This is a genomic window from Microbacterium sp. No. 7 (genome assembly GCF_001314225.1).
Lineage (GTDB): Bacteria > Actinomycetota > Actinomycetes > Actinomycetales > Microbacteriaceae > Microbacterium.
The window spans coordinates 80,201-105,119 of record NZ_CP012697.1 but is presented as its reverse complement, the minus strand read 5'-3'; the positions used below and the strand labels follow the sequence as shown (position 1 = coordinate 105,119).

The following is a 24,919-nucleotide window of genomic DNA, read 5'->3' as shown; positions in this document are numbered from 1 at the left end:
ATCGCGCGCTGACGGTCGCGAACGGGAACGGGCGGGCCGTTGCGGTGTGAGAGCGTGCGGGATCGCACGGCGAGGGGCTCGTGGCGACTGTCGGTGCGTGCTGTGACGCCCCGGGACCCCTGGGGAGGCCTATGCGGGCGCCAGCCCGGCGGCTGTAGCGACGCGGAGCTTGCGGAGGTTGTGGCAGATCGTGTGGAGTAGCCATTCGCCTTGGGCGCCGGCGAGTCCGCGTAGCCGGAGCTGTCCGGCGTTTTGCCGGGTCTTCATCTGCCCGAACGCGGGTTCAACGATGGCTTTGCGGCGCGCGTAGTCGGTGCGGCCCTGCTCGGTGCGCAGCGCGTGCGCCATCCGCTCCCGCCGGCTCGCGTCCTCTGGGGCCGGGTCCGGGGCGCCGGCGGTAGGGAAGCTCTCGCCGTGACGTTGCCGTCCCGTCGCGATCAACACCTGTGCGTCCAGATCGTCGGCGGCTTCGAGGTTGGCTTCCGAGCAGTAGCCCGCGTCAGCGAGGACGACCTCTGGGGAACGCTCGATTCCTGCCGCGTCGAGGTTCCGTAGGGTCTGCTCGGCCATCGGGACGAACTGCTGGATATCGGTGGCCTGCTGGGTGACCTCGGCGCTCAGCACGATCTGGTGGCCCTCATCGACAACGGCCTGCGCGTTGAACGCGTAATCGAAGCCGCGGACCGTCTTCATCATCCGCGCCTCAGGATCGGTGAAATTGCGTTGCGCTTTCGGCTTCGGCGCCGCCGTGTCCACTGCAGTCGCGACGGCCGCGTCGGCCTGTTCAGGGGGCTGACCGGCGGCGTCGGCCTTCTTCCGCGCTACGGCTGCCGCCTTCTCGGCGGCGTCGGCCTCGATCGCGTCCTTCGCGGCACGTAGTTTTGCCAGGCGCCCCTCACGGCGGGCCAGCTCCGGGGCGACCTCGTCCCCGCGCCGGTCCTGGCCGAACTGCTGATCCTCGGCCTCATCGACCGCCTCCGCCTCGGCGAGCAGCGCAGCGACCTCGGCTTGGAGCTGATCGATCTTCGGCACGATCCGGTCGTAGCTCATCGCCTTATGCCGCGACGCGTTCGCGGCCAGCTTCGTGCCATCCAGCGCGACACGCCCCAACCGCACCAGCCCCGCCTCCGCGCAGACCCGCAGCACCTGCAGGAACAACCCCGGCAGGGCATCCAGGTGACGCCGACGAAACCGGGCCAGCGACCGGTAGTCGGGCGCCTGGTTGCCCGACAGCCACCGGAAGGCGATATCGCGCTTGCAGCGCCGCTCCAACTCACGAGACGAGGTCACGCCCGTCGCGTACGCGAACAGCAGCAGCTTCAACATCATCCGCGGGTCATACGGAGGCGCACCCGAGGCGGACGCGTACGACGCGTAGACCGGCGTCAGATCCAAGAGCTCTTCGACGACCTCGGAGATGAACCGGGCCTCATCATCCTCGTCCAGCCAGTCATCCAGACTCGGCGGGAGCAGGAAACACTGCCCCTGGTCATACCCACGGAACGTCTTGCCCGCACCCGCCGGTGCAGCCGAGCCCGGCGCCCGCGCCTCACCCGGCTCGACCTCGAACAGACCCTCCAGGCTGGCAGTCACCGTCATGAATCGATTCTCCCAGCACCCCGCGCTATCCACCGGATTCACCCCGGCGCGTTAACGGAAGGATCTGACCCACGCACCTAGGCTGGCCACGACCAGTTCAGGGAGTGAAGTGACCGCAGGTTCCCGCGTGCTCTCGGGCCGCTACCGCGTCGACGAGCTGATCGGCCGCGGCGGCATGGCGACCGTCTACCGAGGGTACGATCTGACGCTCGGGCGTCCCGTCGCGATCAAGATCCTGCAGCGCGAGCTCGCCGACCACAACGCGTTCCGCACGCGGTTCCGGCTCGAGGCGCAGGCCGCGTCGCGCATGTCGCACACGGCGATCGTGCGCGTGTTCGACGCGGGCGAAGAGGTCGAGAACGACCGGCCGCTCCCCTACATCGTGATGGAGCTCGTCGAGGGCACGACGCTGCGCGACATCATCGCCGCCGGACCCGTGTCGCAGGCCGACGCGCTGCGCTACGTCGACGGCATCCTCGAGGCGCTCGAGTACTCGCACCGCGCCGGCGTCGTGCACCGCGACATCAAGCCCGGCAACGTCATGGTCACGCCGCGCGGCCAGATCAAGGTGATGGACTTCGGCATCGCGCGGGCCGTGTCCGACTCGTCGTCGACGGTCGCCGAGACGACCGCGATCATCGGCACCGCGTCGTACTTCTCGCCCGAGCAGGCGAAGGGCGAGCCCGTCGACGCGCGCGCCGACCTCTACTCCGCGGGCATCGTGCTGTACGAGCTGCTCACGGGCCGCCCGCCGTTTCGCGGCGACTCCCCCGTCGCGGTCGCCTACCAGCACGTGAGCGAGCAGCCCGAGCCGCCGTCGGAGGTCCTCGAGACGGTGCCGAGGGCGATGGATGCCGTCGTGCTGCGCGCGCTCGCGAAAGACCCCTTTCAGCGGTTTCAGGACGCCGCCTCCTTTCGCGAGGCGCTCGACGCCGCACGCGACGGCCGCGAGCCGACCAAGCGGCAGGTCGAGGCGCTGTCGAGCGAGCTGTACGGGCCGAGCCCGCAGCAGGCCGCCGAGACCGCGCGCTCGCTGCGGCAGCTGAGCACCGACACGACGGTGCGCCGCACGCAGTCGGGGCCGCCGGTCGCGTGGATCTGGGCAGGCGTCGCGGTGCTCGCCGTCATGCTCATCTCGATCGCGATCTGGGTGACGTCGTTCCGCCCCGTCGAGGCGATCCCGTCGAACGCGCGGGTGGTGCCGTCGACCGCGGGCATGACGTGGGACGAGGCGCAGAAGGCGCTGTTCGACGTCGACCTGCTCGCCAAGCGCGTCGACGAGAGCAGCGGCGAGGTCGAGAAGGGCGCCGTGATCCGCACCGACCCCGAGGCGGGGACGTCGGTCGAGGCGAAGACCGAGATCATCGTCTCGATCTCGTCGGGGCAGGAGCTCGTGAAGGTGCCGACGCTCGTCTCCCTCAATCGCGCCGAGGCCGTGGCCGCGCTCGAGAAGGCGGGGCTGACGCTCGGCACCGTGCGGTCGCAGAACGACCCGCTGATCGCCGCCGACGTCGTGCTCTCGGCCGACCACGAGGCCGGTGCGGAGGTCGAGCGTGGCACGCGCGTGAACCTCGTGGTCGCGAGCGGCAAGGTCACCGTGGGCGACATGTCGGGGCGGCGCTACTCGGTGGAGGCCGCCGAGTCGATCATCAGCGACCTGGGCCTCGTCACCGCCCGCGCCGAAAAGGCCGACTGCCCCCGCACCGATCCGCCCATGGTCGAGCTGCAGTCGCCCGTCGGCGACGTGCCCATCGGCTCGACCGTCACCCTCACCGTCTGCACGGGCTGACCCGGGAGCCTCTGCGCGGCGTGTCAGTGCCGCGGGCCGTGGGAGGGGTTTCGATACGCGCGCTGCGCGCGCTACTCAACCAGCGGGGGTGGGTGCACCTCACACCGCAGAACCCCGCCTCCCACTCCCGCTGGTCGAGTGCTCGCGGCGGAGCCGCGAGCGTATCGAGACCCCTGTCACGGTCCGCTAGATGGGTTTCGATACGCGCGCTGCGCGCGCTACTCAACCAGCGGGGGGAGCAGCCAGCGGAGGAGCAACCAGCGGGGGTGCGGGGCGGTCTTCCTGAGTTGTGGACGCCGCTTCGGGGATCGCGGGGGCGCGAGGGGCGGGGCTACGCCGTGCGGTGGGGGTGGAGGCGGGCGCCGCGGGCGGCGGCGCCGGGCACGCCGGCTCGCTCGAGCCAGTTGCCGAGCAGGCGGTAGCCGCCCTCGGTGAGCACCGACTCCGGATGGAACTGCACACCCCAGGCGGGGGCGTCGCGATGCGCGAGCGCCATGATGGTGCCGCTCGCGGTGCGGCCGGTGACGATCAGCTCCGCGGGCAGGGATGCGGGGACGACGGCGAGCGAGTGGTACCGCGTCGCCGCGAACGGCGACGGCATCCCCTCGAACAGGGCGCTGCCGTCGTGCCGCACGTCGCTCGTCATGCCGTGCATGAGCTCCGGCGCCTCGGCCACGGTCGCGCCGCACGCCTCGGCGAGGGCCTGATGCCCGAGGCAGACGCCCAGCAGCGGCACGCGCGCGTCGAGCGCCGCACGCGCGACCGCGATCGACGCGCCCGCCTCGCGCGGCGTGCCGGGCCCGGGCGAGATCAGCACGCCCGCCCAGCCGCGCACGAGCGCGGCGGCGTCGTCCACGGCATCCGCCTCGACGAAGTCGGCGGCCGCGCCGAGCTCGACCACGTACCCGACGAGCGTGTGCACGAAGCTGTCGTGATTGTCGACGACCAGGATGCCGCCGTCGCTCCCGCCGTCCCTATCCACCGATCGTCGACTCCTGCGGCACGAGCAGCGGCGAGAGCCAGGGGAACACGTGGAAGAACAGCCCGTAGATCGCCGCGGCGGCGAGCGCGAGCAGGATGAGCACCCGCACCCACCAGGGTCCGGGAAGGATGCGCCACAGTGCCGCGTACATCAGGCCCCCTCGGCGAGCGCCGGCGGCGGACCGTCGGCGGCGGGTGTGAACGAGTCGAACAGCGCGTAGGCGATGAGCCGCTCCTTCGTGTTGTAGAGGGGCGCGCACGTCGTGAGGGTGAGGATGCGGTCGCTCGCGACGCGGTCGGGGTGGCCCGGCACGGGCGCGAGCACCTCGATCTGCTCGGGCTGCACGTACTCCAGGTTGCGGAACCGGTAGGTGTACCAGCCCTCGGGCGTCTGCACGACGATGGCGTCGCCGACGACGAGCTGGTCCATGGGGCCGAAGAGCGCGCCGTGGCCCCAGCGGTGCGCCGCGAACGCGGCGTTGCCGACGGCGCCGGGCATGTCGGTGTTCTCGTAGTGGCCGATGAACGCCTCGTCGAGGATGTCGGGCCGGGTCGTGCCGCTCGCGATCTGGTACTGCCAGTCGGCGCCGAACCGCGGCACGTACATGACGCCGAACACCTCCCCGTGGCCCACCGCGGCGGGCACGGGGGGCGCGGGGTCGGCCGGCTCCTGCGGCGCGCCGGACGGCTCCGGTGCACCGCCGACGGATGCCGGGGCGTCCGCCCCGCCGGCCTGCGCGGCCGCGATCCACTGCTGCGCCAGGGCGTCGGCCTCGGCCTGCTTCTGCCCGCCGACGATCGCGTCGCCGATCCACAGCTGCCACACGACGAAGAGCATGGCGACGACCCCGGCGGTGATGAGCAGCTCGCCCAGGACACCGCCGAAACTCGCGCGCGATCGCACCCGCGCGCGCGATCGCCGACCCCTTGCCGTCACCGAGGCATTGTCCCATAGCGGGGTCGGAGACGCCTGATGACTACAATTGTCGCCATGGCACGTTCAACGAGCGGTGAAGACGAGTCGGCCCGCGAGGTCGAGCAGGCCCCCAACCCCGTCTGGTTCAAGCCGATCATGCTCGGTCTCATGATCATCGGCCTCGTGTGGGTGATCGTCTTCTACCTCAGCGGGTCGAACCTGCCGATCCCCGGCATCGGCGCGTGGAACCTCGTGATCGGCTTCGGCGTCGCGTTCGTCGGGTTCCTCATGACGACCCGCTGGCGATAGCCGCGGCATCCGTCTCGCGAAGAGTTACACGCGTGTAATTCATCCCCAGCTGTGGATGAACCTGTGGATAACTCTCCCGGCGATCGTGCGGTGATCCTGCTCAGCGCAGCAGCAGCGTCGGCGCCGCGATCGTGATCGCGAGCAGCCCGACGCCCACGGCCCCGAGCAGCACCACCTGCGTGCGCTTCTGATCGGCGCGGCGCGTGCGCGCGAAGATGAGGCCGACGAGCGCGCCCACGAGGCCGCCGCCGATGTGCGCCTGCCACGAGATGTTCGAGCCGGGCAGGAACGTGATGACGAGGTTGAGGCCCAGCAGGATCGCGATCGACGTGACGTTCGCGCCCAGGTGCCGTCCGATCACGAACATCGCGCCGAGCATGCCCCACACCGCGCCCGAGGCGCCGACGACCCAGCCGCCCGGGTTGAGCAGCGCGACGAGCGCCGAGCCGCCCATCGCCGACAGCACGTACAGCGTGAGGTAGCGCCAGGGCCCCAGCAGCGGCTCGAGGCTGCGGCCGAGCGCCCACACCGCGAGCATGTTGAGGGCGACGTGCCAGATGCCGGCGTGCACGAGCGTGACCGTGAGGATGCGCCACGGCTCGAACGCGAAGCCGGGGATCATCAGCAGGCTGTTGAACGCGAGCGCCGACTCGACCCGCGGGCCGATGCCGGGCACGAGGCCGATCAGGAAGAACAGCGACGTGACGAGGATGATCGCGTACGTCACGGTCGGCCGGCCGTCGGCGCGACGCCGCACCACCGCGGCGCGCGGTCGCCGGCCGGCCATCGACGTGACGTTCGGGTGCGCCGCGGTCGCGGCGGCGAGGCACTCGGGGCAGATCACCCCGACGGGCATGGGCGTCTGACACTCGGCGCACACGGTGCGCAGGCATCGCTGGCAGAGCACGAAGCTCTGCCGCTCGGGATGCCGGTAGCAGTAGTTGTCGGGGTTGCTGCCGAGGTCGGGGCCCGTCACGAGGGGTCAGACCGTGACGACGTCGATCGACGAGATGACGACGGGCTCGACGGGACGGTCGCCCGCCGCGGTGGGCACGGCGCTGATCGCGTCGACGACCGCGCGCGAGTCGGCGTCGGCCACCTCGCCGAAGATCGTGTGCTTGCCGTTGAGCCACGGCGTGGGGTCGGTCGTGATGAAGAACTGCGAGCCGTTGGTGCCCTCGGGCTTGCCCGTGATCGCGTTGCGGCGCAGGCCGGCGTTGGCCATCGCCAGCAGGTAGGGCGAGCCGAAGGCCAGCTCGGGGTGGATCTCGTCGTTGAACGTGTAGCCGGGGCCGCCCACGCCCTGGCCGAGCGGGTCGCCACCCTGGATCATGAAGCCGGGGATGATGCGGTGGAAGACGACGTCCTTGTAGAGGGGGCCCTCACCGGGCTTGCCCGTCGCCGGGTGGGTCCACGCCTGCGAGCCGTCGGCGAGCCCGACGAAGTTCTGCACGGTGCGCGGCGCGTGGTCTCCGAAGAGGTTGACGACGATGTCGCCGTGGTTGGTGTGGATCGTGGCGACTGCGGTGTGGATCGGCATGATCAGTATTCTCTCATCTTGGATTCGTGGCGACGTCGGCGACGTCTGGCAAGATGGGAAAGACGACGTCGTTCTGCCGTGCCTACCGGCGTGGTATCCGTTCACAACCCCCGATCTGGGAGGCCGCCATGAGCATCAGCCGCAAGCGCAAGAAGGAACTTCGCAAGCTGCAGTCGAACGCGCAGAAGCTGTGGGAGTCGCAGCAGACACTGGTCGAGGAGGCCGGAGACATCGCGCGCGAGGCCGGTCGTCAGCTGGGCAACTACAACCGCGAGCAGCTGCAGCCCGCCGTGCAGGAGGGCTACCAGAAGTACGCGGTGCCGGCGATCACACGGGGCGTGCGTGCCACGCGCGACTTCTACAACAAGGGCCTCGTGCCCGCCGCGGGCGCCGTCGTCGGCTCGGCACTGTCGGTGATGGATGCCGCCAACGACACGCGCGAGCGCATCGCCGCCGGTCGCGGCCTCGCCCCCGTCAACCTGGGCGACTTCACCAAGCGCGCCTCGACGTACGGCTCGGCGGCCGCGAAGAGGCTCACGATCGTGACGCCCGAGCCCAAGAAGGGCATCGGCGCCGGCGGCGTGATCGCGATCATCCTCGGTGTCGCCGCCGCGGTCGGCGTCGCCTATGCGGCGTGGCAGACGCTGCGCGCCGACGACGAGCTGTGGGTCGCCGACGACCCGCTGTCGGCCCCTGACGCCTGATCCGCGTCTGATCCTCAGCGGGCCGTGAGGCCCGCCATCTCGAGACCCAGGTCGACGAGGTGCACGTGTTCGAGTGCGCCCACGGCATCCACGGCGAACCACTCGGCGCGGTCGGTCGAGCCGTTCTGCTCGTGGGTCAGCTCGCCGCCGACGATGTGCGCGCGGTAGACGATGCGCAGCGCCTGCAGCGGCCCCTTCGCGTCGGCGAGGCGCCGCTCGGCGGGGATGACGTACGAGTGGATGCCGAGCAGTTCGTCGAGCGCGGCGTCGAAGCCGGTCTCCTCGCGCACCTCGCGCACGGCCGCGTCGGCGGGGTCCTCGCCGGGCTCGATCCCGCCGCCCGGGAGCGTCCACGCGGGCACCGGACCCTCGTTCCATCGCGCGAGCAGCACGCGTCCGGCCTCGTCGGTGATGATCGCATAGGCGGAGACGCGCAGATCCATGGCACAACTCTAATCACGTGCCTCACACCACCGCTGGTTGAGCAACCACCGGAGGCGGCGTATCGAAACCCGTCTAACGCACCGCGGGAAGGGTCTCGATACACCGTCGGCTCCTCCGACGGCACTCGACCAGCGGGATGGGATGCACCCACACGCCCGTCCTGCACCCCCGCTGGTTGAGTAGCCGCCGCAGGCGGCGTATCGAAACCCGTCTAACGCACCGCGGGAAGGGTCTCGATACACTCGCGGCTCCGCCGCGAGCACTCGACCAGCGGGATGGGATGCACCCGCCCCGCTCCGGCCCCGCTCAGATCCACGGGACAACTCTCATCACGCGCCTCACACCCCCGCTGGTTGAGTAGCCGCCGCAGGCGGCGTATCGAAACCCAGGTAACGGACCGTGGCAAGGGTCTCGATACACTCGCGGCTTCGCCGCGAGCACTCGACCAGCGGGAATGGACGCACCCGCAACCCACACCCGCGCCACACACCCCCGCTGGTTGAGTAGCCGCCGCAGGCGGCGTATCGAAACCCAGGTAACGGACCGTGGAAAGGGTCTCGATACACTCGCGGCTCCGCCGCGAGCACTCGACCAGCGGGACGGGATGCACCCCGCCCCGGCTCAGGCGTCGGTGTCGCGGAGCGCGGCGAGGCGGCCGGCCACGCGCGCGAGGCGGCCGCCCTGATAGCGCGCGGCCGCGAGGTCGGCGTCGGTGGCCGTGCGCGGCTTCGCGCCCGACGTCACCGAGATGCCGTAGGGGTTGCCGCCCGCCGCGGCGATGCTCGCGTCGGTGTACCCGGGCGGCACGATGATCGCGCCGAAGTGGCTGAGCGTCGCGAACAGCGACAGCGAGACGGCCTCCTGACCGCCGTGCGCGTTCTGCGCGCTCGTGAACACGGTCGCGGCACGGTCGGCGAGGTCGCCGCGCGCCCACGTGCCGCCCAGGGTGTCGATGAACTGCTTGAGCTGCGCGGCGGGGGCGCCGAAGCGCGACGGCGACCCGAACGCGTAGCCGTCGGACCACGCGAGGTCGTCGGGCGTCGCGACCGGGATGTCGCGCGTCGCGTCGAGGTGCTGCCGCCAGGCCGGGTTCGCGTCGATCGCGGCATCCGGGGCGAGCTCGGCGGCCCGCCGCAGGCGCACCTCGGCGCCCTGGGCGCCCGCGCCCTCGGCGATCGCCTCGGCGAGCTGGTGCACGTTCCCGGTCGACGAGTAGTAGACGACGGTGATTCTGGTCATGGGAGACTCCTGTCTTTGCGGACCGAGGGAAGAAGGGATGCCGGCGGCGGGAACTGCCCCGCGGCCAGGGCGCCCAGCGCGAGCACGAACCCGAGCAACTGCACCGGCGAGAGCATCTGGCCCAGCACGACCGCCCCGATGACGGCGGCGACGAGCGGCGACAGCAGGCCGAGCAGGGCGGTCGAGGTGACGGGCAAGGTGTGCAAACCGCGGAACCACACGGCGTAGGCGAGCACTCCGCCGATGAGGCCGAGCCACACGTACCCGCCGACGGCCCGGGCGTCGATGTCGCTCGGGACGCCCTCGAACAGCAGCGTCGGCACGAGCAGCACGAGCCCGCCGGCCGCGAGCTGCCAGCCCGCGAAGCCGATCGGCCCGACCCCGGGAGGGCGTCCCCAGCGCTTGGTGAGCACGACCCCGACGGCCATGCCGACCGCGCTGAGCAGTCCGGCGGCGATGCCCACGGCATCCAGCGACGCTGCGGGACCCAGCACGACGCAGCCCACGCCGACGACCCCGACGACGCCCCAGCCGAGCTTCCACCACGAGCGCGGCTCGTGCAGCACGACGATCGCGAGCACGGCGACGAGGATCGGCTGCGCGGCCGCGAGGGTCGCCGCGACGCCGCCGGGCAGGCGCTCGGCGGCGACGAACAGCAGCGGGAAGAACAGGCCGATGTTCAGCGTGCCGAGCACGAGCGCCTTCCACCACCAGTCGCCGCGCGGCAGGGCGCGGGTGAGGGCGATCGCGAGGAGACCACCGGGCAGCGCCCGCATGAGCGCGGCGAAGAGCGGGTGGTCGGGCGGCAGGAACTCCGTCGTCGCGATGTACGTCGTGCCCCACACGACGGGCGCGAGGGCGGTGACGAGCGTGCGCCAGACCCGTCCGCGGGTCGTCGCGGACGCAGCGGGGGATGCCAGGGTCGACGCGGTCATGACTCCACTATCCGCGCCCGCGATCCATGAGTCCAACACATGCTTTTCATTTCAGCGATCTACATGAAACATGGATGCATGGAACTGCAGCAGCTGCGCTACGTCGTCGCCCTCGCCGAGACCCGCAGCTTCACGCGGGCCGCCGAGCAGTGCCACGTCGTGCAGTCGGCGCTCAGCCACCAGATCAAGGCCGTCGAGAGGGAGCTCGGCACGGCCCTGTTCGTACGGAACAGCCGGCGGGTCGAGATCACCGAGGCGGGCGAGCGGTTCGTCGCGCACGCGCGCGACGCCCTCGCGGCCGTCGGGCGCGCCGGTGCCGTGGCGATCGCGGGGCACGTCGGCGGAAGCCTCACGCTCGGCATGATCCCCACCGTCACGGCGCTCGACGTGCCCGCGCTGCTCGGCGCCTTCCACCGCGCGCACCCGCACGTGCACGTGGCCCTGCGCGGCGCCTCGAGCGAGCAGCTGATCGCCGCCGTGCAGGCGGGGCGCGTCGACGCCGCCTTCGTGGGGCTGCCCGAGGACTCCGGCCCGGCCCGCGGCATCCGCATGCGCGAGCTGTCGCGGGCGGCGCACGTCGCCGTCGTGAGCGCTCAGCACCGGCTCGCGACACGGCGCCGGCTCACGCTGCGCGATCTCGCGGACGAGACCTTCGTCGACTTCACGGCCGCGAGCCGCGGACGCGCGCAGAGCGATCTCGCGTTCGAGCGAGCGGGCCTCGCGCGCTCGGTCGTGTTCGAGGTCTCGTCGCCCGAGATGATCTGCGGCCTCGTCGCGCAGAACCTCGCGGTCGCGTTCCTGCCGGCGGCGTTCGTGGCCGACCGGCCGGGACTCGTGACGCTGCCCGTCGTCGGCGGGCCGGGCCGGGTCGAGCACCTGGTCTGGGACGACTTCAACCCGAGTCCCGCGGCATCCGCCTTTCTCGCGCTCGTCGACGCGCAGCTCGCGGCCGCATCGGCGGCGGGCCGGGAAGGGTAGCGGATGCGACACTCGATATCGGGGGCGCTCGTTGTCGGATGCGGGGCCGCGAGGCGACGACAAGCGCCCACGAAAGCCGCGCGCGACACGCGTGGGGCGTCACCGGAGGACCGGACGGAGCGGGCGGAGAGGAGGCGCCGGTGCGACGGAGCGGTGCGCGGATGCGGGGAGCGGCGGGGCACGCGATCGCGATGCTCACGGCGCTCGTGCTCACGGGGTGCACGGGCCCGGCGCCCACGGTGCCCGCGAACGGCGTGCCCACGACCGGCGTGCCCGCGGCGGGCGGCCCGGCGACGGAGCTGCCCGCGGGGGTGACGGCGGTGCTGCGTCAGCAGCGCTCCGACGTGATCCCGCGCGAGGTGCAGGTCCAGATCGCCAACGGATCGGATGAGCCGTTCACCGTCGAGAGGATCACGGTCGCCGACCCGCGGTTCGCGGCGGAGATCGTGCGCGTCGACCCGGACCGCACGACGACGGTGCGCGCGGGCGGACGCGTCAACATCCGCATGCAGCTGCCCGCCGTCGCGTGCGACTCCGGCATCCGGCCGGACGGCGATGCCACGGAGCTCACGCTCGACCACCGGCAGGGGGATCGCACCGGCACGGCGGTCGTCGCGATCGGCGAGGCGTTCCCCTTCCTCGGCGCGCTGCACCGGCGGGAGTGCGACGCCCTCGCGCTCGCGGAGGTCGCCGACGTCAGGCTCGTCTCATTCACGCCGTCGGCTGCGGACGCCCCCGCCGAGCTCGTGCTGCGCATCGCTCCGACCGGCGCGGGCGGCGCCGGCGTCCTCGGCATCCACTCGACGAACCTGCTCACCTACGACGGCGCGTCGATGATCCATCCGATCGACGTCGACCTCGCGCCGGGCGACACGGCGGAGCGGATGATCGCCCTGCCGCTGGTGCCGCTGCGCTGCGACCCGCACGCGGTGCTCGAGGACAAGCGCGGCACCGTGTTCACGCTCGACGTCGAGCTCGGCGGCACGCCGACGAGCATCGAGCTGTACGGCGGCGACGTCCTGCGCGGCGACCTGCTCGCCTGGGTGAGCGCGTGGTGCGCCGCGGATCACCGCACCGGGTGAACGTCCTCCGTGACGCGCTATGCGAGCCCGATCGCCCGCTTGTGCTCTTCCTTCAGGTAGTGCACGGCCTTTCCCATCCGGTCGTTGATCTCCTGCTGGGCGCGAAGCTGCTCGGCGCCCAGCGCCGCCGAAGCAGCGGATGCCGAGGCGAGACCGCTGCTCATCCCGGACACGGACGCCGACAGCGAGCCCACCGACGTGTTCAGCTGACTGATCGATGCCGACAGCGTGGAGGACATCCGGCTCACGGCGACCTCAAGACTGGCGAAACCGCGGACGACGGCCGCGGTCGTGCGCCGCTGTTCCCAGATCTGCGCGAACACGGCGTCGCGCTGAGCCTGATAGACGATCTCGTTCAGTCTCCGGACGATCGGCTCTGCGGCCTGCGTCGCGCTGGCCGCATCGATCTGCACGGGGAACGCCGGCACCGCCTCAGGACCGCGCTCGGCCACGTATGACGTGGCCGCGTCGTCGTAGTCACGAGAGAGCTTCCCGATCGCGGCGAGACGCTCGTTGTAGTAGCCGAGGTTGTCGTACGCGTTCTCGATCGCGTGCCAGAACGGCGAGTACGCGTTGTTCTGAAAGTGATGCTGCGCCTCCGCACCCCAGTCCCGCGCATTGCGGAGGTCGCTGGGCAGGCACTCGAACACGGCCACCGAATCGATGCACGCCGATCGGATCTGCGCCATGAGACGGGCGAGGAGATCGCTGCGCTCCTGCGCAGCGGCCTCGCGTTCGCGTCGTTGCCGATCGCGCTCGGCTTCTGCCGCGTTTGCGCGACGCGACGCCTGAGAGGCGAAGGCGATGAGCCCGCCTGCGACGGCACCGACCCAGAGGCCGTTCGTGAAGAGGAAGAAACTGGACGAAGAGTTGATGTGGACCTGGAAGATGTCCAGCGCCACGCCGATCACGAGACCGCCGAGCGCGGTCGCGATCGCCCCTCCGATGATTCCGCCGATGATTCCCAGCACGTCTTTGAACGACACGCTCGAGTCTGATGACGCCATTGTTCCCCTCACCGTTGTTGCGGCTTCAGACGTCGGAGCGGGCGATGCGCCATGGCCGACCGAAGCGACAGCCGCGTCGTGCCATGTGGTCCGCCGCCGACCCGAATCTATCAACCGCGATCGCCACGGACCAGCGCGCGTGCCCTGCCGCGCGGTGAGCGGACGCGGTACGTTCGGCCTGTGAGCACGGGCGGGAGGATGTGACGGTGGACGAGCGGGATGACACCGGGGATGCCGATGCGAACGACGGGCGCCACGAGACCGTCAACGAGCGGTGGGACCGGAACTGGAACGAGCTGCTGCAGGAGCTGCGGGTCATCCAGACGGGCACGCAGATCATCACCGGCTTCCTGCTCGCCGCGGTGTTCCAGTCGCGCTTCTCGGAGCTCGACGACTTTCAGCTGGCCGTGTATCTCGTGCTGGTCGTCACGTCGATCCTGACGACGGCGCTCGCGCTCGCCCCCGTGAGCCTGCACCGGCGCCTGTTCCGCCGGCGCGTGAAGGGCAAGATCGTCGCGTACACGAGCCGGTTCGCGCAGCTGGCCCTCGTCGGCGTGGGGATCACGATGGCCGGCATCGGCCTGCTGATCTTCGACATCGTCCTGGGCCGCGCGTGGGGCGTGGGCGTCGCGCTCGGCATCCTCGCGATCGTGGTCGTCGTCTGGGTCGTCGTGCCGCTCGTGGCGCGGCGCCACACGTCGCGCGTCGAGGGCTGAGGCCGATCGGACGTCACTCCGCGATCAGGGCCGCACGCACGGTGGCGGCGATGATCGGCCGCGGGTCGACGTCGACGTGGCGGCCGAGCACCTGCAGGAAGAGCCCCTCGAAGCAGGTCGCGACGAGCTGCACCGCGAGGTCGGGGTCGGGAGCGCCCGCGGTGGCGAACGCGGAGCGGATCGGCTCCACGACCCGGGACCGGCCACGACCCAGCGCGGCGCGGATCACCTCGTCGTGGCCGGCCTCGACGAACAGCGCGAGCCGTGCCGCGGTCTGGGTGCGCAGCGGTCCGGTCAGGAGGTCGAACAGGGCGATCAGCGCATCGGCGAGCAGCGCGGGCGACGCGGCATCCTGCTCCGGCGGGGCGGAGGGCAGCGCGATCGCGGGCAGCTCGGTGGCGACCATGTGCTCGGTGATGCCGACGAGCAGCGCGCTGCGCGTGCGGAAGGCGTTGGAGGTCGAGCCGGCGGGCAGGCCCGCGCGCTCGTCGACACGACGATGCGTGAGGGCGCGGATGCCGTCGGTCGCGAGGATCTCGATGGCCGCGCCGATCGCGCGCTCCCGGTTCGACGCCATGCGTCCAGTCTAACTACATTCGTAGTACCGCGTGCACTACATCTGTAGTATTCTCGCCTCATGCCCGTCCTTGCCCTCGCGATCGCAGACCTCGTCCTGCTGCTGGTCGCGGCCGCGTTCGGGCTGACGTCGCTCCTCGCCTGGATGCGGCACCGCGGATCCGGCATCCCGCCCGTCGCGAAGATCGCGACGCACGTCGCCCTGCAGGTCGTGAGCATCGGCGTCTGGACGGCGTTCGTCGTCACGGGGTCGGCGCCGGTCGCGTGGGCCGCGTTCGCGATCATCACGGTCGGCCAGGTGTTCGGCGACCTGCTGATGTTCGCCTCGTACCGCGCCCGCCACCCCGGCACGACACGGCCCGGCTACCGCGCCGTGAGCGGCGACGTGCTGGGCTTCCGGCGCCCGGCGGCCGCGCTGCACGCGCTCGTCGGCGCGATCGCGTGGTTCGGGATGCTCGGCATCTGCATCCTCGCGAGCGTGCCGGCCTGACCCTCGCCCGCCGCGCGACCGCCCCGCTATGTCGACCGGAGCGCGTCGTACGCCTCGCGCGCGCCCGCCGTCGGCGCGACGACGAGGAGACCCTCGTAGAGCGTCAGGAGCGTCTCGCGGTCGAGCCGGCCCGTGCGAGCACGGTCGCAGTGGACCGACTGGATCGCGGCCTCGAGCTGATACCGGCCGAACGGGCGGCCGAGGCCGTGCGCGCGCTTCAGCAGGGCCTCCCCGTGCAGGATGAGAGTGCGGTCCCAGAGCCTCGTGTCCTGCCGGTCGATCGGCGGCCACGGGTCGCCGATGCGCGCCGGCGCGCGCGACTGCGCGAGGGTGAGGAGGGCGGCGAGCCCCCAGGCCTCGGGCTCGGTGCCGAGCAGCTCGGCGGTCAGCACGGCCAGCCAGCGCGCCTCGTCGGCGAGCGACTCGCGCACGCGCTCCTGCTGGTCGAGCCAGTCCAGGGTGTACGCGCCGTAGATCGCCTCGAGCACGGCGGGCAGGCGCGACGGCATGTCGCCGCGGCCCGGCACGCGGAAGGGGATGCCGGTGTCACGGATGCGCCGCTTCGCCCGCACCAGGCGCTGCGCCATCGCCGCCGGGCCCACCCGGAACGCCTCCGCGATCTGCGCGGCCTCGAATCCGAGGACCACCTGCAGCATGAGCGGAGCGCGCACGCCCGGGTCGATCGCGGGGTGCGCGCAGACGAACAGCAGCTCCAGGCGCTTGTCGGGGATGGCGTCGACGTCGGCCTCGGCGACGGAAACGGCCGGGATCTCCTCGTCGAGGGATGCCGCGGTGCGTCGCGCCGCCGCACCGGCGAGGTCGCGGAGACGGTTGCGCGCCACGGTGAAGACCCACGCCTCCGGGCGGTCGGGCACGCCGCTCGCCGGCCACGTGCGCAACGCCCGCTCGAACGCGTCGGCGAGGGCGTCCTCGACCAGGGCGATGTCCCGGGTCGAGGACGCCAACAGCGACAGGATGCGACCCCGCGCGTCGCGCGCCAGGCCGGTGATCGTGTCGTGGAGCGGATCAGCGGTCACGGCCGTCGCGGGTCACCGCCACTCGCCGTCGACGAACCGCGTCGCGACGGGCCGCACCTCGACGTGTCCCCACGCGGCGGACGGCGCCCGGGCGGCCCATTCGATCGCGGCGTCCAGGTCGTCGACCTCGATCGTGATCACCCCGCCGAGCCGCTCGGGCCCGTCGGCGAACGGCCCCGACTGCACCGTCGGCGCTCCGGAGACCGCGGTGACCGTCGTCGTGGCCGTGGAGGGGTGGAGCACGTCGGCCCCGCCGAGCACGCCCGCGGCGGCGAGCGCCTTCGCATAGGCGTCGAAAGCCCGCATCCCCTCCTCCATCCGCTCGGCGTCGAGCTCGCCCTCGGCGGGCTCCGGGTAGTGCAGGAGCAGTGCGTATCGCATGACAGTCATCCTTTCTCGTCGCGTGAGCTGTCACCACTATGACGATTCGGAGACCGATCGATCGACAGGGCGAGGCGCCTCAGGGAGGAATGCCCGCGAGCTTGACGCCGCGGGCTGTATCGGGCGGGGTGTGGCGGTCGCAGCAGCCGCCCCGCCCCTCTCCCTAGCGTGACCAGGCGCGGCCGAGTCAATCCTCGCCCGCCCAGCCAATACCCCGTACGCGCACACCGGGGGTTGATTCGGCGAGGGAGGATTGACTCGGCGAGGGAGGCGGGGCGGGGGCGGGGTGGGAAGAGGAGGGGCGCGCGGGCGGGTGGGCGGGGTTGAGGAAAGCCGTGCGAGGCGTAGTCTTCCCGGCATGGACCTCGATGCGCTGGCGTATGCGGCCCAGCGGCGCGGGTGGTCGTATCTGCCCCACGACCCGTCGCTGCGGGCGCACTTTCGCGAGGCCCGCGGCGCCGATCCGCGACGGGTCGTCCGCGGCCGGCACGAGGGGAAGTGGTTCGTCGCGTTCGAGACGGAGCAGGACAACTCCTATGTGGACGGCAACACGATGATGACGGTGCATTCGACGACCGTGCGGCAGGTGGTCGCCCTCGATCTCGGCGTCGAGCTCCCGTCGCTGGAGGTGACGCCGCAGGGCGCGATCAGCCGGCTGTTCGGTCAGCGCGCGGTGATCCCCACCGGTCATGCCGGCTTCGATCACGCGAACGCCGTCCGCACGCCGTGGCCGGAGTTCGCCGGTGACGTGCTGCCCGGCATCCTCCCCGTGCTGCTGCAGTGGCCGCCCATCGCGTGGCGGTTCGACGGGCGGTCCCTCGTGACGGTCGCGGGCGACGCGCTGCGCATCGATCACATCGACGCCATGCTCGCCTTCGCGACGGCGGTGGCCGACGCGGTGCCCTCGGCGGTCTGGCAGCGGCTCGGGCGCGGCGACGGGGACGAGGGCGGTCCGACCCGTCACGGCGCCGGCGGCTGATCGCCCCGGGGAGCCGCCTGCTCGCCGGCGTGCCGGAGGTGGATGCCGACGTGCCCGATGCCGAGGACGACGGCTCCGGCGACGAGCCAGAACAGGCGCCCGTAGACCCCGAGCAGAAGGAACGCGACGACGGGCAGAGAGGCGAGCGGGACCGGGATGCCGAGCAGGCTCCGCGTGAAGTCCCGCATCGTCCGCCGGCCGGCGAAGTAGCGGATCCAGGCGGCCTCGTAGGCGACCATGAGCACGATCGCGGCGACCAGCCACCACGACCACGGGCTCCACGGCTTCAGGTTCGTGTCGGCGAACACCAGCGCGGCGGTCGTCGTCGCCACCTGTCCGACCCGTTCCAGCAGGAGCAGGCCGCGGTGCTCGGAGCTCGGGTCGTAGTCCCGCGGCCTGGCCGCCAGGGCCCAGATCAGGTTCGGCACGAACAGGGCGAGCAAAAACGCCAGCCCCACCCACGAGAACCCGAGCTCACCCATGCACGTGCTCCGGCGTCCGGGGCACGGTGGCACGCGTCATGGCGCGAGCCTACTCACATCGTCGCTGCGGCGTGCTCGTGGGACAGGAGGTCGGCGAGCGCCGGCGCCGCGGAGAACCGCTCGGGCGTGACGGCGAGGCGGCGGCCGAGCAAGGTCTTGACGACGTTGAAGTCGCGGGGAGCGTTGAGGCAGTCGGCCGCCACGAGGAGCCCTTCTCGGAAGTACCCGACGACGTACGCGTCATCGGCACCGGGCTCCCGGACGACCTCCTGATCGAAGCCCGCGAGGATTCCCGCGGTCTGAAGGCGCACGTCGTACTGCTGCGACCAGAACCACGGCACGCCTCTGGCGATCTCGGCGCCGCCCACGACGTCGGCGGCGACGCACTTGGCCTGCTCGGTGGCGTTGGGCACCGACTCGATGCGCAGGCGAGCTCCGCCGGCGTACCCGCACTCCTGGGCGGCGACGTCCCCGATCGCGTAGACGCCGTCGAGACCGGTGCGGCACCGGCTGTCGACCAGAACGCCCCCGGCGGTCGCCGCACCCGCCTCGACGAGCTGCGCGATGCGCGGCTCGACGCCGATGCCCACGACGACGAGGTCGGCGTCGAGCACGTCGCCGTCCCCCAGGACGACGGAGGTGACGCGGGACCCCGCCGTCCGCAGACCGCTCACCTGAGCGTCGACGACGACGCGCACGCCGTGGCCGGCATGCAGCTCGGCGAGCCGGCGGGCGACGGCCGGTCCGCTCACCCGCGCCAGCAGGCGCGACTGCGCCTCGACGACGGTGACCCGGGTGCCGAGCTTGGCCAGCGTGGCCGCCGTCTCCAGCCCGATGTATCCCCCGCCGATGAGCACCGCGGTCGCCGCGGTCGCCGCCAGCCGCTCGAGACGACGCGCATCGGCCAGCGTGCGGACGGCGACGACGTTCTCGGAGTCGGCGCCGGGCAGCGGCAGGGCGCGAGCGCTCGCGCCCGTGGCCCAGACGAGCCTCCCGTAGCCGACGGTGCTCCCGTCGCCGATCGTCACGCGGTGCGCCCGAGGGTCGACGGAGGTCACCGTCACGCCGAGATGCAGGTCGGCGACGCCGCTCTGCCAGTAGTCCGCGCGGCGCAGCCGGAGCTCCTCCTCGGTGACATCGCCGAGGAGGAGTCCCTTGGACAGCGGAGGGCGCTCGTACGGTAGCTCGTCCTGGCCCTCGATGACTCCGATCGTGCCCGCGTATCCCGACTTGCGGAGCTGGCCGACGACGGCGACCCCCGCATGCCCGCCGCCGACGACGAGGAGGTCGTAGGCATCCGGGATCGTCACGACGACGCCTCTCCGGTGGCGACCGTCACAACGATGCCGTCATGCGCGCCGCAGAGCTTGAGCTGACATCCGAGCCGGCTGGTGGGCGCGCGGTCGACGATGTCGAGCATGACCCCCTCGTCCCAGTCGGGCTCGCCGAAGCTGCCGTACCACTTCTCTCCGACCCACACGTGACACGTGCCGCAGTTCATCTCGCCGCCGCACTCGCCCTCGATGCCGGGCACGTCGTTGTTGACCGCGACCGTCATGACGTCGTCGCCCTCGGCGAACTCGACGGTGCGCTCGGTCCCGTTCTCGGGCACGACATAGGTGATCTTCGCCATCTCTTCCTCCTCGAATCCGTTGGTCGCCGTGACTACACGCCGGCGGGAACCCGCGGCTCGAACGCGAGCGGAAGCGACGCCAGGCCGGTCGTGTTGGTGGAGTGCACCCACTCGGGCTCCCCGGAGAGGCGCAGGTCGGGGAACCGCGCGAACAGCTTCTGGAGCAGGATCCGCAGCTCGAGCCGCGCGACGTTCCGGCCCAGGCAGATGTGCTCGCCCTCGCCGAACCCGAGGTGGGGGTTCGGGCTGCGGGTGATGTCGAACTGATCGGCGGTGGGTCCGAAGACGGTCTCGTCCCGGTTGGCCGACACGATCCACCCGACGACCCAGTCGCCCTTCTTGATCTGCTTGCCGCCGATCTCCAGGTCCCTGGTCGCGACACGCAGCCTGTTCTTGGACGGCGTGACCCAGCGGATGATCTCTTCGACGGCGAGCTTGGCCGTCTTGTCGTCGGCGAGGAGCGCCGCCTGCTCGGGGCGCCGGGCGAGCTCCATGATCGCGATGGCGGCGGCGTTGCGAGTGGTCTCCAGCCCGCCCGCGACGACCGAGAAGCCCATCATCCCGGCCTCGCGTTCGGTGAGCATCTTGCCGCGGTAGTCCTTGTTCGCGATGAGGGTGGCGAAGTCCGCGCCCTCCTTGCCGCGTCGGGCGAGGACGTGATCCGCCATGTACCCGTACAGGTCGCCCATGGCGTCCGCGATCAGCGCGTTGTAGTCGGCGGCGTCCGGGTCGCCCCAGTTCGGGTCCTCGGGGTGCAGCATGCGGAGCGTGATCTGGCGCACCTTCGCCCAGTCCTGCTCCGGCACGTCCATGAGGCTCAGGAAGAGCCGCACGGGCAGGAGGGCGGCGATCTGGGTGACGCCCTCGGCGGTGCCCTTGTCCGCGATCTCGTCGAGGATCTCATCGACGATGCGGTCGCAGTCGCCGTGGAACTTGGCGACGGCCGGAACGGAGAAATGCGGGTTGAACGGAGCCCGCAGCTCCTGGTGACGGGGCGGGTCGGACACGACGAGCTGCACGTCGTACCCCATCTTGAACCGCTCCTCCTCCGTCAGCGGGCGGCCGTTCGGCGGAATGTGCGTTCCGGCGGAGTTCGAGAAGTTCTCGGGCTCCTCCAGCAGGCGCAGGCAGTCGTCGTAGCGGGTGAGGGACCAGAATCCGCGATCGTACGAGGGATCGTGCGTCCAGTGCACGGGGTCCTCACGACGCAGCTGCGCCAGGACGGCGTGGAACCCGGTGCCCGCGAAGAAGGCGGGGTCCACCAGCTTGTGGTCGATGTCGGCGGGAAGTGTCATGACGTTCTCCTTCGGGATTCCTTGCGTTCAATAGCCGCGATAGGCGCGGGTCCAGAGCTTCGCGCGCTGCGCGATCTCGCTCTCGGGGGCCGGATGGGTGAGGCAGTATGGGTCGTTGCGGCGAATGGCCTCGACCACCTGCTTGCCGACGTTCTCGGGGCCCTTGGGCCGGTTGTGCGGAAAGTCGAACGTCCGCACCTGCGTGTAGGCGATCGCATCGGACAGATCGTCGCCGGTCTCCTGCGCACGGACGCTCTTGCTGGTCTCGCCGATGTTCGTGGTGATCAGTCCCGGATAGAGCACCGTCACGCCGAAGTCGTCGCCGTGGTCGACGAGCTCTTCCCGGAGCACGTCGCTCAGCCCGTCGACGGCATGCTTCGATGCCGTGTAGGGCGCGTGTCCCGGGCTCGTCGACAGCGTCGCCAGCGACGACGTGTTGACGATCTGCTTCCTGCCGGCCTGCGCTCTCATGCGCGGCAGGAACGCGAAGACGCCGTGGACCACGCCGAAGTAGTTGACCTCGGTCATCCAGCGAAAGTCCGCGAGGCTGGCATCCCACACCGACCGGAAGGGACGCCAGGTCACCCCGGCGTTGTTGCAGAGGATGTCCACCCGGCCGAAGGCCTCGAACGCCTCGTCGGCGAGGGCCTCGACGCTGTCGGCATCGGTCACGTCGACCGCCCGCGCTCGCGCGTCTCCCCCTGCAGCCCTGATCTCCTCGGCGACCGACTGCGCCGAATCGTCATCGATATCGGCAACGAGCACACGCGTTCCCAGACTCGCGAACTCGTGTGCGATCGACCGCCCGATTCCGCTGCCCGCGCCGGTCACCACCGCCGCGGCGGCACTGAAGTCCATATCGGTACCCACGACACCTCGCCTCTCCCACGAGGGGCGTCTTCATCCTCGAAGACTGCTTTCCGAACCCGTGGTCACGAGGTACTCTAGGCAGGCGATGAATTCATAACAAGCAATGATCAATGTCTTTCAATGCATCTATCGCATGACAAAGGAGTCTTCCGTGAATCTGACCTGGACCATCCGCCGAAGCTTCGTCGACTACGTCGAACGATCCGGCGGCTCCGTCGAAGCATCCGACGGAGCGCACCGTTCCGCCGACGGCTTCGTCTTCGAGACCGTGGAGTCGAACGCGCATTCCGCGCGATATCGCGGAACCGTGCGGTTCCGCGCCCACGGCGGCCTGCTCGACGTGATCGTCGCCGATCCGCAGGTGCGGTTCGAGGGCGCCGGGGGCACCATCGCCGTGCGCGCCTCGGAGGATCCGTCCGATCCTCCCGTCGTGCTCGCGCGTGTCGGCGAGCCCGACGCGGCGGGGGCGCCCCAGCTGCGCCTCACCGTCGACGGCGCCCGCCTGCTCGGAGACGTGTACTCCCCGGGGGAGCTGCTCGACCCGTTCCGCGCAGCGGGCGAAGATGCTTGAGATCGAGAAGCTCCACCAGTTCGCCGTGCTCGCGCGGCACGGCAGCTACACCGCGGCCGCCGCGGTGCTGCACGTGTCCCAGCCGACGCTGACGCGCAGCATCCAGAGCCTGGAGAACACGCTGCAGACGCGTCTGCTGGACCGCGGGCGCAACGGGATCGAGCTGACGACGATCGGCGTCGACGTGCTGCACCACGCCGAGAACCTCCTGCGGCATGCGAGCAACATCGAGGCCGACATCGCCTCACGCTCGCGCGGCGTCCGCGGACACGTGCGCATCGGCGCCGGCCCGATGGTCGGCGCGAGCGTCATCCCGCACGTGGTCAGCGACATCCTGAACTCCGGGCTCGACATCTCGGTGTCCACGGTGCTGTCCAAGACCTCCACGATGTACGCCATGCTCCTCGAGGGCGAGCTCGACTTCTTCCTCTCGCGCCAGCCGAACCCGGCGTGGGGCGACAAGCTCGAGACGACGGTCGTCGGACTCGGTCGTCCTCAGTTCTTCGTGCGGCCCGAGCATCCGCTCGCCTCGGCCAACGCCGTGACGTTCGCGGACCTCGGCGAGTACCCGCGCATGTGCGCCACCGCGTGGAACGAGGTGCTGCGCATGTCCAACGAGCCCGAGCTCGCGCAGCTGCTCTACGCGACGATCGAGAGCGACGACACCGGCATCCTCACGCACATCTCTCGCGAGACGGACACCATCCTCATCTCCACGGCGGGGATGCTGACCGGAGATCTCGTGGCCCTCGACATCGCGGACCGGGGCGATGCGCTGCCGGGCGACGTGGTGACCCTGAACAGACCCGCGCAGCGGACGCTGTCGCCCGCCGCGCTGCACGTCATCGAGATCGCCCATCGCCGGGCGATCGCGGCGTACGGCAGCGTCCCCGCCGAGACGCCGGCCTCCTGATCGGATGCCGCCGGCGGAGCCGCAGCGCCCGCGGCCGCCGCACGCACGTCCGGTGCCGCCGGCGGGGCGAGGACCCGCCGGCGGCACCGTCGCCCGCGTCAGTCCGCCGCGACGCGCAGCTCCTCGGCGCCCTGTCCGGCGAAGTAGCGCGCACCCCGCCGCTTGGCGCCGATGCTGACGAAGCCGGCGACGAGCAGGAGCGCCGCACCGACCAGATAGGCGAACGCGACGACGAACGCGACCACGGTGTAGGAGCCCGTGAGGTCCTTCACGATGGCGAAGCTGATGCCCCCGAGGAACCCCGCGATCCCGGTGGCCATGAACATGAAGCCGGCGATGAACGTGTAGTTCTTGGCACCGAACTCGCGCATGGAGAAGAACGCCATGTAGTCGCCCTCGGCGCCCTGGGAGAGCCCGATGAGGCCGGCGATGACCCACATGACGACGATCGAGGTGGTGTTCGGGAGCGTGCCGAACAGCACCGCCCCGATGCCCGAGACCGTGAGGATGATGACGGGGCTGATGTACGGCCATCCCGTGCGGTCGATCAGGAAGCCGCCGAGCACGCGACCGAGGAGGACGCCGATGAGCATCGCCATCGACAGGCCCGTCGCGAACACCGCGTCGAACCCGCGGTCCATCGCGATGACGGCGATGTTCGCGAGGAAGCCGCCCACGGCCAGGTTCGCGATGAAGAACGACACGAGGAGCGCCCAGAACCGGACACCGCCGAAGATCTCCCGCAGGGACAGCCCCGCGATGTCGGCCTTCGCCGCGTTCCCGCCCTCCTCGACCGCGAGGTCGTCGGCGAAGATCGGGCTCTTCGGCTTCTTGAACAGCAGGAGCACCAGCGGAAGGGTCACCACCAGCACGTAGACGAACAGCACCCAGTAGCCCGAGCGCCATCCGCCGCCGCTGTAGATGAAGTGGGTCATGACCGGCAGGGCGATGAGGGGGAACAGCGATGCCGCCCCTCCGACGATGCCCACGGCGACCCCCAGGTTGCTCCGGAACCAGAACGAGAGCATCCGGCTGATCGCGACCTGGTAGCCGAGCGATCCGACGATGCCGACGCCGAACGCGATCGCCCAGAAGCTGAACCAGCTGGCCGGCATCGTCGCGAACAGCAGCAGCGCCACGAGGTTGGCGATGACGGTGACGATGATGAACGGCCGGGGCGAGTAGCGGCGCAGCAGCCAGCCGACGATCGGCTGCAGGACCCCGAGGAAGAGGATGATCCAGGGGCTGATGGTCACGGCGATGGCCGGCAGGCCGGTCTCCTCCATCGTCGGCCCGATCATGATGCTCTGCGTCTGAGCCAGGATGATCGGGCTGCCGGCGTAGAAGACGACCCCGCCGATGAGGGCGCCGATGCCCCGGCGGAACTCGCTCGGCTCGCCGGCCGCGGGCGTCGCCGGACTCTCGGCGGCGTTGAGTGTGGTGGACATGGATC

General features: G+C 71.1%; 29 protein-coding genes. 10 read left to right on the top strand and 19 right to left on the bottom strand.

Annotation, left to right across the window (positions count from 1 at the left end):
• Window positions 1-129: 129 nt before the first annotated feature.
• The gene (locus tag AOA12_RS00495) at window positions 130-1,641 is read right to left on the bottom strand and encodes an IS1182 family transposase (RefSeq protein ID WP_442922247.1); all 1,512 of its coding nucleotides are present in this window, start codon (window positions 1,639-1,641) and stop codon (window positions 130-132) included.
• A gap of 67 nt (window positions 1,642-1,708) precedes the next feature.
• Between AOA12_RS00495 and pknB the strand changes: the two genes are divergently transcribed.
• Window positions 1,709-3,388, top strand: a complete 1,680-nt coding sequence (gene pknB, locus AOA12_RS00490; protein ID WP_054678658.1) for a Stk1 family PASTA domain-containing Ser/Thr kinase — start codon at window positions 1,709-1,711, stop codon at window positions 3,386-3,388.
• 331 nt (window positions 3,389-3,719) lie between these two features.
• Here pknB and AOA12_RS00485 read toward each other — a convergent pair whose 3' ends face one another.
• Genes AOA12_RS00485 through AOA12_RS00480 form a run of 3 tightly spaced genes read right to left on the bottom strand, consistent with a single transcriptional unit; the run spans window position 3,720 to window position 5,306 of the window.
• Window positions 3,720-4,370: an anthranilate synthase component II gene (locus AOA12_RS00485; protein ID WP_054678655.1), complete on the bottom strand. Its 651-nt coding sequence runs from the start codon at window positions 4,368-4,370 to the stop codon at window positions 3,720-3,722.
• A complete protein-coding gene (locus AOA12_RS23460; RefSeq protein WP_197281020.1) occupies window positions 4,363-4,521 on the bottom strand; it encodes a hypothetical protein in 159 nt (52 codons plus the stop codon). Before AOA12_RS23460 ends, AOA12_RS00485 begins: the two co-directional genes overlap by 8 nt.
• On the bottom strand, window positions 4,521-5,306 hold the full coding sequence (locus AOA12_RS00480; protein WP_054678651.1) for a class E sortase: 786 nt from the start codon (window positions 5,304-5,306) through the stop codon (window positions 4,521-4,523). The genes AOA12_RS23460 and AOA12_RS00480 overlap by 1 nt, the downstream gene beginning before the upstream one ends.
• Window positions 5,307-5,360: 54 nt before the next feature.
• On the opposite strand from AOA12_RS00480, the gene AOA12_RS00475 reads away from it, so the two are divergent.
• A complete protein-coding gene (locus AOA12_RS00475) occupies window positions 5,361-5,594 on the top strand; it encodes a cell division protein CrgA (RefSeq protein WP_054678648.1) in 234 nt (77 codons plus the stop codon).
• Between the two features lie 100 nt (window positions 5,595-5,694).
• Here AOA12_RS00475 and AOA12_RS00470 read toward each other — a convergent pair whose 3' ends face one another.
• Window positions 5,695-6,570, bottom strand: coding sequence for a rhomboid family intramembrane serine protease (locus AOA12_RS00470; RefSeq protein WP_054678645.1), 876 nt, complete (start codon window positions 6,568-6,570; stop codon window positions 5,695-5,697).
• 6 nt (window positions 6,571-6,576) lie between these two features.
• Entirely contained in the window at window positions 6,577-7,134 is a 558-nt protein-coding gene (locus AOA12_RS00465) for a peptidylprolyl isomerase (protein ID WP_054678642.1), read from the bottom strand.
• Window positions 7,135-7,262: 128 nt separating this feature from the next.
• On the opposite strand from AOA12_RS00465, the gene AOA12_RS00460 reads away from it, so the two are divergent.
• A complete protein-coding gene (locus tag AOA12_RS00460; RefSeq protein ID WP_054678639.1) occupies window positions 7,263-7,838 on the top strand; it encodes a hypothetical protein in 576 nt (191 codons plus the stop codon).
• Window positions 7,839-7,852: 14 nt separating this feature from the next.
• Here the strand turns inward: AOA12_RS00460 and AOA12_RS00455 are convergent, their stop codons facing one another.
• From AOA12_RS00455 to AOA12_RS00445, 3 genes are all read right to left on the bottom strand, one after another.
• Window positions 7,853-8,281, bottom strand: coding sequence for an NUDIX hydrolase (locus tag AOA12_RS00455; protein ID WP_054678636.1), 429 nt, complete (start codon window positions 8,279-8,281; stop codon window positions 7,853-7,855).
• 622 nt (window positions 8,282-8,903) lie between these two features.
• A complete protein-coding gene (wrbA, locus tag AOA12_RS00450) occupies window positions 8,904-9,521 on the bottom strand; it encodes an NAD(P)H:quinone oxidoreductase (RefSeq protein ID WP_054678633.1) in 618 nt (205 codons plus the stop codon).
• Complete coding sequence (locus tag AOA12_RS00445) at window positions 9,518-10,456, bottom strand: EamA family transporter (RefSeq protein WP_082405830.1); 939 nt, start codon at window positions 10,454-10,456, stop codon at window positions 9,518-9,520. The genes wrbA and AOA12_RS00445 overlap by 4 nt, the downstream gene beginning before the upstream one ends.
• Window positions 10,457-10,534: 78 nt before the next feature.
• Here AOA12_RS00445 and AOA12_RS00440 point away from each other — a divergent pair, with 78 nt between their 5' ends.
• A complete protein-coding gene (locus tag AOA12_RS00440) occupies window positions 10,535-11,434 on the top strand; it encodes a LysR substrate-binding domain-containing protein (RefSeq protein ID WP_082405829.1) in 900 nt (299 codons plus the stop codon).
• Window positions 11,435-11,574: 140 nt separating this feature from the next.
• Entirely contained in the window at window positions 11,575-12,516 is a 942-nt protein-coding gene (locus AOA12_RS00435) for a hypothetical protein (RefSeq protein WP_156366327.1), read from the top strand.
• A 17-nt stretch (window positions 12,517-12,533) separates the two neighbouring features.
• On the opposite strand, the gene AOA12_RS00430 is transcribed toward AOA12_RS00435, so the two are convergent.
• Complete coding sequence (locus AOA12_RS00430) at window positions 12,534-13,523, bottom strand: hypothetical protein (protein WP_054678624.1); 990 nt, start codon at window positions 13,521-13,523, stop codon at window positions 12,534-12,536.
• Between the two features lie 206 nt (window positions 13,524-13,729).
• Between AOA12_RS00430 and AOA12_RS00425 the strand changes: the two genes are divergently transcribed.
• Window positions 13,730-14,239 (top strand): DUF6328 family protein, encoded by a 510-nt coding sequence (locus tag AOA12_RS00425; RefSeq protein ID WP_054678620.1) that lies wholly within the window; start codon window positions 13,730-13,732, stop codon window positions 14,237-14,239.
• 13 nt (window positions 14,240-14,252) lie between these two features.
• Here AOA12_RS00425 and AOA12_RS00420 read toward each other — a convergent pair whose 3' ends face one another.
• Complete coding sequence (locus tag AOA12_RS00420; RefSeq protein ID WP_054678617.1) at window positions 14,253-14,816, bottom strand: TetR/AcrR family transcriptional regulator; 564 nt, start codon at window positions 14,814-14,816, stop codon at window positions 14,253-14,255.
• Between the two features lie 60 nt (window positions 14,817-14,876).
• Between AOA12_RS00420 and AOA12_RS00415 the strand changes: the two genes are divergently transcribed.
• The gene (locus AOA12_RS00415) at window positions 14,877-15,305 is read left to right on the top strand and encodes a hypothetical protein (RefSeq protein ID WP_054678614.1); all 429 of its coding nucleotides are present in this window, start codon (window positions 14,877-14,879) and stop codon (window positions 15,303-15,305) included.
• 26 nt (window positions 15,306-15,331) lie between these two features.
• Here the strand turns inward: AOA12_RS00415 and AOA12_RS00410 are convergent, their stop codons facing one another.
• Window positions 15,332-16,342 (bottom strand): RNA polymerase sigma factor, encoded by a 1,011-nt coding sequence (locus AOA12_RS00410; RefSeq protein WP_054678610.1) that lies wholly within the window; start codon window positions 16,340-16,342, stop codon window positions 15,332-15,334.
• A gap of 12 nt (window positions 16,343-16,354) precedes the next feature.
• Window positions 16,355-16,723, bottom strand: coding sequence for a YciI family protein (locus AOA12_RS00405; protein WP_054678607.1), 369 nt, complete (start codon window positions 16,721-16,723; stop codon window positions 16,355-16,357).
• Window positions 16,724-17,081: 358 nt separating this feature from the next.
• Between AOA12_RS00405 and AOA12_RS00400 the strand changes: the two genes are divergently transcribed.
• Window positions 17,082-17,702 carry a hypothetical protein gene (locus AOA12_RS00400; protein ID WP_054678603.1) on the top strand — a complete coding sequence of 207 codons (621 nt, stop codon included), beginning with the start codon at window positions 17,082-17,084 and terminating at the stop codon, window positions 17,700-17,702.
• On the opposite strand, the gene AOA12_RS00395 is transcribed toward AOA12_RS00400, so the two are convergent.
• Genes AOA12_RS00395 through AOA12_RS00375 form a run of 5 tightly spaced genes read right to left on the bottom strand, consistent with a single transcriptional unit; the run spans window position 17,684 to window position 21,970 of the window.
• Window positions 17,684-18,184 (bottom strand): hypothetical protein, encoded by a 501-nt coding sequence (locus tag AOA12_RS00395; RefSeq protein WP_054678600.1) that lies wholly within the window; start codon window positions 18,182-18,184, stop codon window positions 17,684-17,686. The genes AOA12_RS00400 and AOA12_RS00395 overlap by 19 nt on opposite strands.
• 53 nt (window positions 18,185-18,237) lie before the next feature.
• A complete protein-coding gene (locus tag AOA12_RS00390; RefSeq protein ID WP_054678597.1) occupies window positions 18,238-19,494 on the bottom strand; it encodes an NAD(P)/FAD-dependent oxidoreductase in 1,257 nt (418 codons plus the stop codon).
• Entirely contained in the window at window positions 19,491-19,817 is a 327-nt protein-coding gene (locus AOA12_RS00385; protein WP_054678594.1) for a 2Fe-2S iron-sulfur cluster-binding protein, read from the bottom strand. Before AOA12_RS00385 ends, AOA12_RS00390 begins: the two co-directional genes overlap by 4 nt.
• A 32-nt stretch (window positions 19,818-19,849) precedes the next feature.
• Window positions 19,850-21,112 (bottom strand): cytochrome P450, encoded by a 1,263-nt coding sequence (locus tag AOA12_RS00380; RefSeq protein WP_054678592.1) that lies wholly within the window; start codon window positions 21,110-21,112, stop codon window positions 19,850-19,852.
• 27 nt (window positions 21,113-21,139) lie between these two features.
• The gene (locus AOA12_RS00375; protein ID WP_054678586.1) at window positions 21,140-21,970 is read right to left on the bottom strand and encodes an SDR family NAD(P)-dependent oxidoreductase; all 831 of its coding nucleotides are present in this window, start codon (window positions 21,968-21,970) and stop codon (window positions 21,140-21,142) included.
• Window positions 21,971-22,133: 163 nt separating this feature from the next.
• On the opposite strand from AOA12_RS00375, the gene AOA12_RS00370 reads away from it, so the two are divergent.
• Complete coding sequence (locus tag AOA12_RS00370; RefSeq protein ID WP_054678584.1) at window positions 22,134-22,553, top strand: HtaA domain-containing protein; 420 nt, start codon at window positions 22,134-22,136, stop codon at window positions 22,551-22,553.
• Window positions 22,546-23,466, top strand: coding sequence for a LysR family transcriptional regulator (locus AOA12_RS00365; RefSeq protein WP_054678583.1), 921 nt, complete (start codon window positions 22,546-22,548; stop codon window positions 23,464-23,466). The genes AOA12_RS00370 and AOA12_RS00365 overlap by 8 nt, the downstream gene beginning before the upstream one ends.
• 98 nt (window positions 23,467-23,564) lie before the next feature.
• Here AOA12_RS00365 and AOA12_RS00360 read toward each other — a convergent pair whose 3' ends face one another.
• Window positions 23,565-24,914 carry an MFS transporter gene (locus AOA12_RS00360; RefSeq protein WP_054678580.1) on the bottom strand — a complete coding sequence of 450 codons (1,350 nt, stop codon included), beginning with the start codon at window positions 24,912-24,914 and terminating at the stop codon, window positions 23,565-23,567.
• Window positions 24,915-24,919: the final 5 nt, after the last annotated feature.

Excerpts from the sequence above, each read along its gene's own strand:
- AOA12_RS23460 (WP_197281020.1), bottom strand. The coding sequence starts at position 4,521 with ATGTACGCGGCACTGTGGCGCATCCTTCCCGGACCCTGGTGGGTGCGG.
- AOA12_RS00475 (WP_054678648.1), top strand. The coding sequence starts at position 5,361 with ATGGCACGTTCAACGAGCGGTGAAGACGAGTCGGCCCGCGAGGTCGAG.
- AOA12_RS00465 (WP_054678642.1), bottom strand. The coding sequence starts at position 7,134 with ATGCCGATCCACACCGCAGTCGCCACGATCCACACCAACCACGGCGAC.
- AOA12_RS00460 (WP_054678639.1), top strand. The coding sequence starts at position 7,263 with ATGAGCATCAGCCGCAAGCGCAAGAAGGAACTTCGCAAGCTGCAGTCG.
- AOA12_RS00455 (WP_054678636.1), bottom strand. The coding sequence starts at position 8,281 with ATGGATCTGCGCGTCTCCGCCTATGCGATCATCACCGACGAGGCCGGA.
- wrbA (WP_054678633.1), bottom strand. The coding sequence starts at position 9,521 with ATGACCAGAATCACCGTCGTCTACTACTCGTCGACCGGGAACGTGCAC.
- AOA12_RS00445 (WP_082405830.1), bottom strand. The coding sequence starts at position 10,456 with ATGACCGCGTCGACCCTGGCATCCCCCGCTGCGTCCGCGACGACCCGC.
- AOA12_RS00440 (WP_082405829.1), top strand. The coding sequence starts at position 10,535 with ATGGAACTGCAGCAGCTGCGCTACGTCGTCGCCCTCGCCGAGACCCGC.
- AOA12_RS00430 (WP_054678624.1), bottom strand. The coding sequence starts at position 13,523 with ATGGCGTCATCAGACTCGAGCGTGTCGTTCAAAGACGTGCTGGGAATC.
- AOA12_RS00420 (WP_054678617.1), bottom strand. The coding sequence starts at position 14,816 with ATGGCGTCGAACCGGGAGCGCGCGATCGGCGCGGCCATCGAGATCCTC.
- AOA12_RS00415 (WP_054678614.1), top strand. The coding sequence starts at position 14,877 with ATGCCCGTCCTTGCCCTCGCGATCGCAGACCTCGTCCTGCTGCTGGTC.
- AOA12_RS00405 (WP_054678607.1), bottom strand. The coding sequence starts at position 16,723 with ATGCGATACGCACTGCTCCTGCACTACCCGGAGCCCGCCGAGGGCGAG.
- AOA12_RS00400 (WP_054678603.1), top strand. The coding sequence starts at position 17,082 with ATGGACCTCGATGCGCTGGCGTATGCGGCCCAGCGGCGCGGGTGGTCG.
- AOA12_RS00395 (WP_054678600.1), bottom strand. The coding sequence starts at position 18,184 with ATGGGTGAGCTCGGGTTCTCGTGGGTGGGGCTGGCGTTTTTGCTCGCC.
- AOA12_RS00385 (WP_054678594.1), bottom strand. The coding sequence starts at position 19,817 with ATGGCGAAGATCACCTATGTCGTGCCCGAGAACGGGACCGAGCGCACC.
- AOA12_RS00380 (WP_054678592.1), bottom strand. The coding sequence starts at position 21,112 with ATGACACTTCCCGCCGACATCGACCACAAGCTGGTGGACCCCGCCTTC.
- AOA12_RS00375 (WP_054678586.1), bottom strand. The coding sequence starts at position 21,970 with ATGGACTTCAGTGCCGCCGCGGCGGTGGTGACCGGCGCGGGCAGCGGA.
- AOA12_RS00365 (WP_054678583.1), top strand. The coding sequence starts at position 22,546 with ATGCTTGAGATCGAGAAGCTCCACCAGTTCGCCGTGCTCGCGCGGCAC.
- AOA12_RS00360 (WP_054678580.1), bottom strand. The coding sequence starts at position 24,914 with ATGTCCACCACACTCAACGCCGCCGAGAGTCCGGCGACGCCCGCGGCC.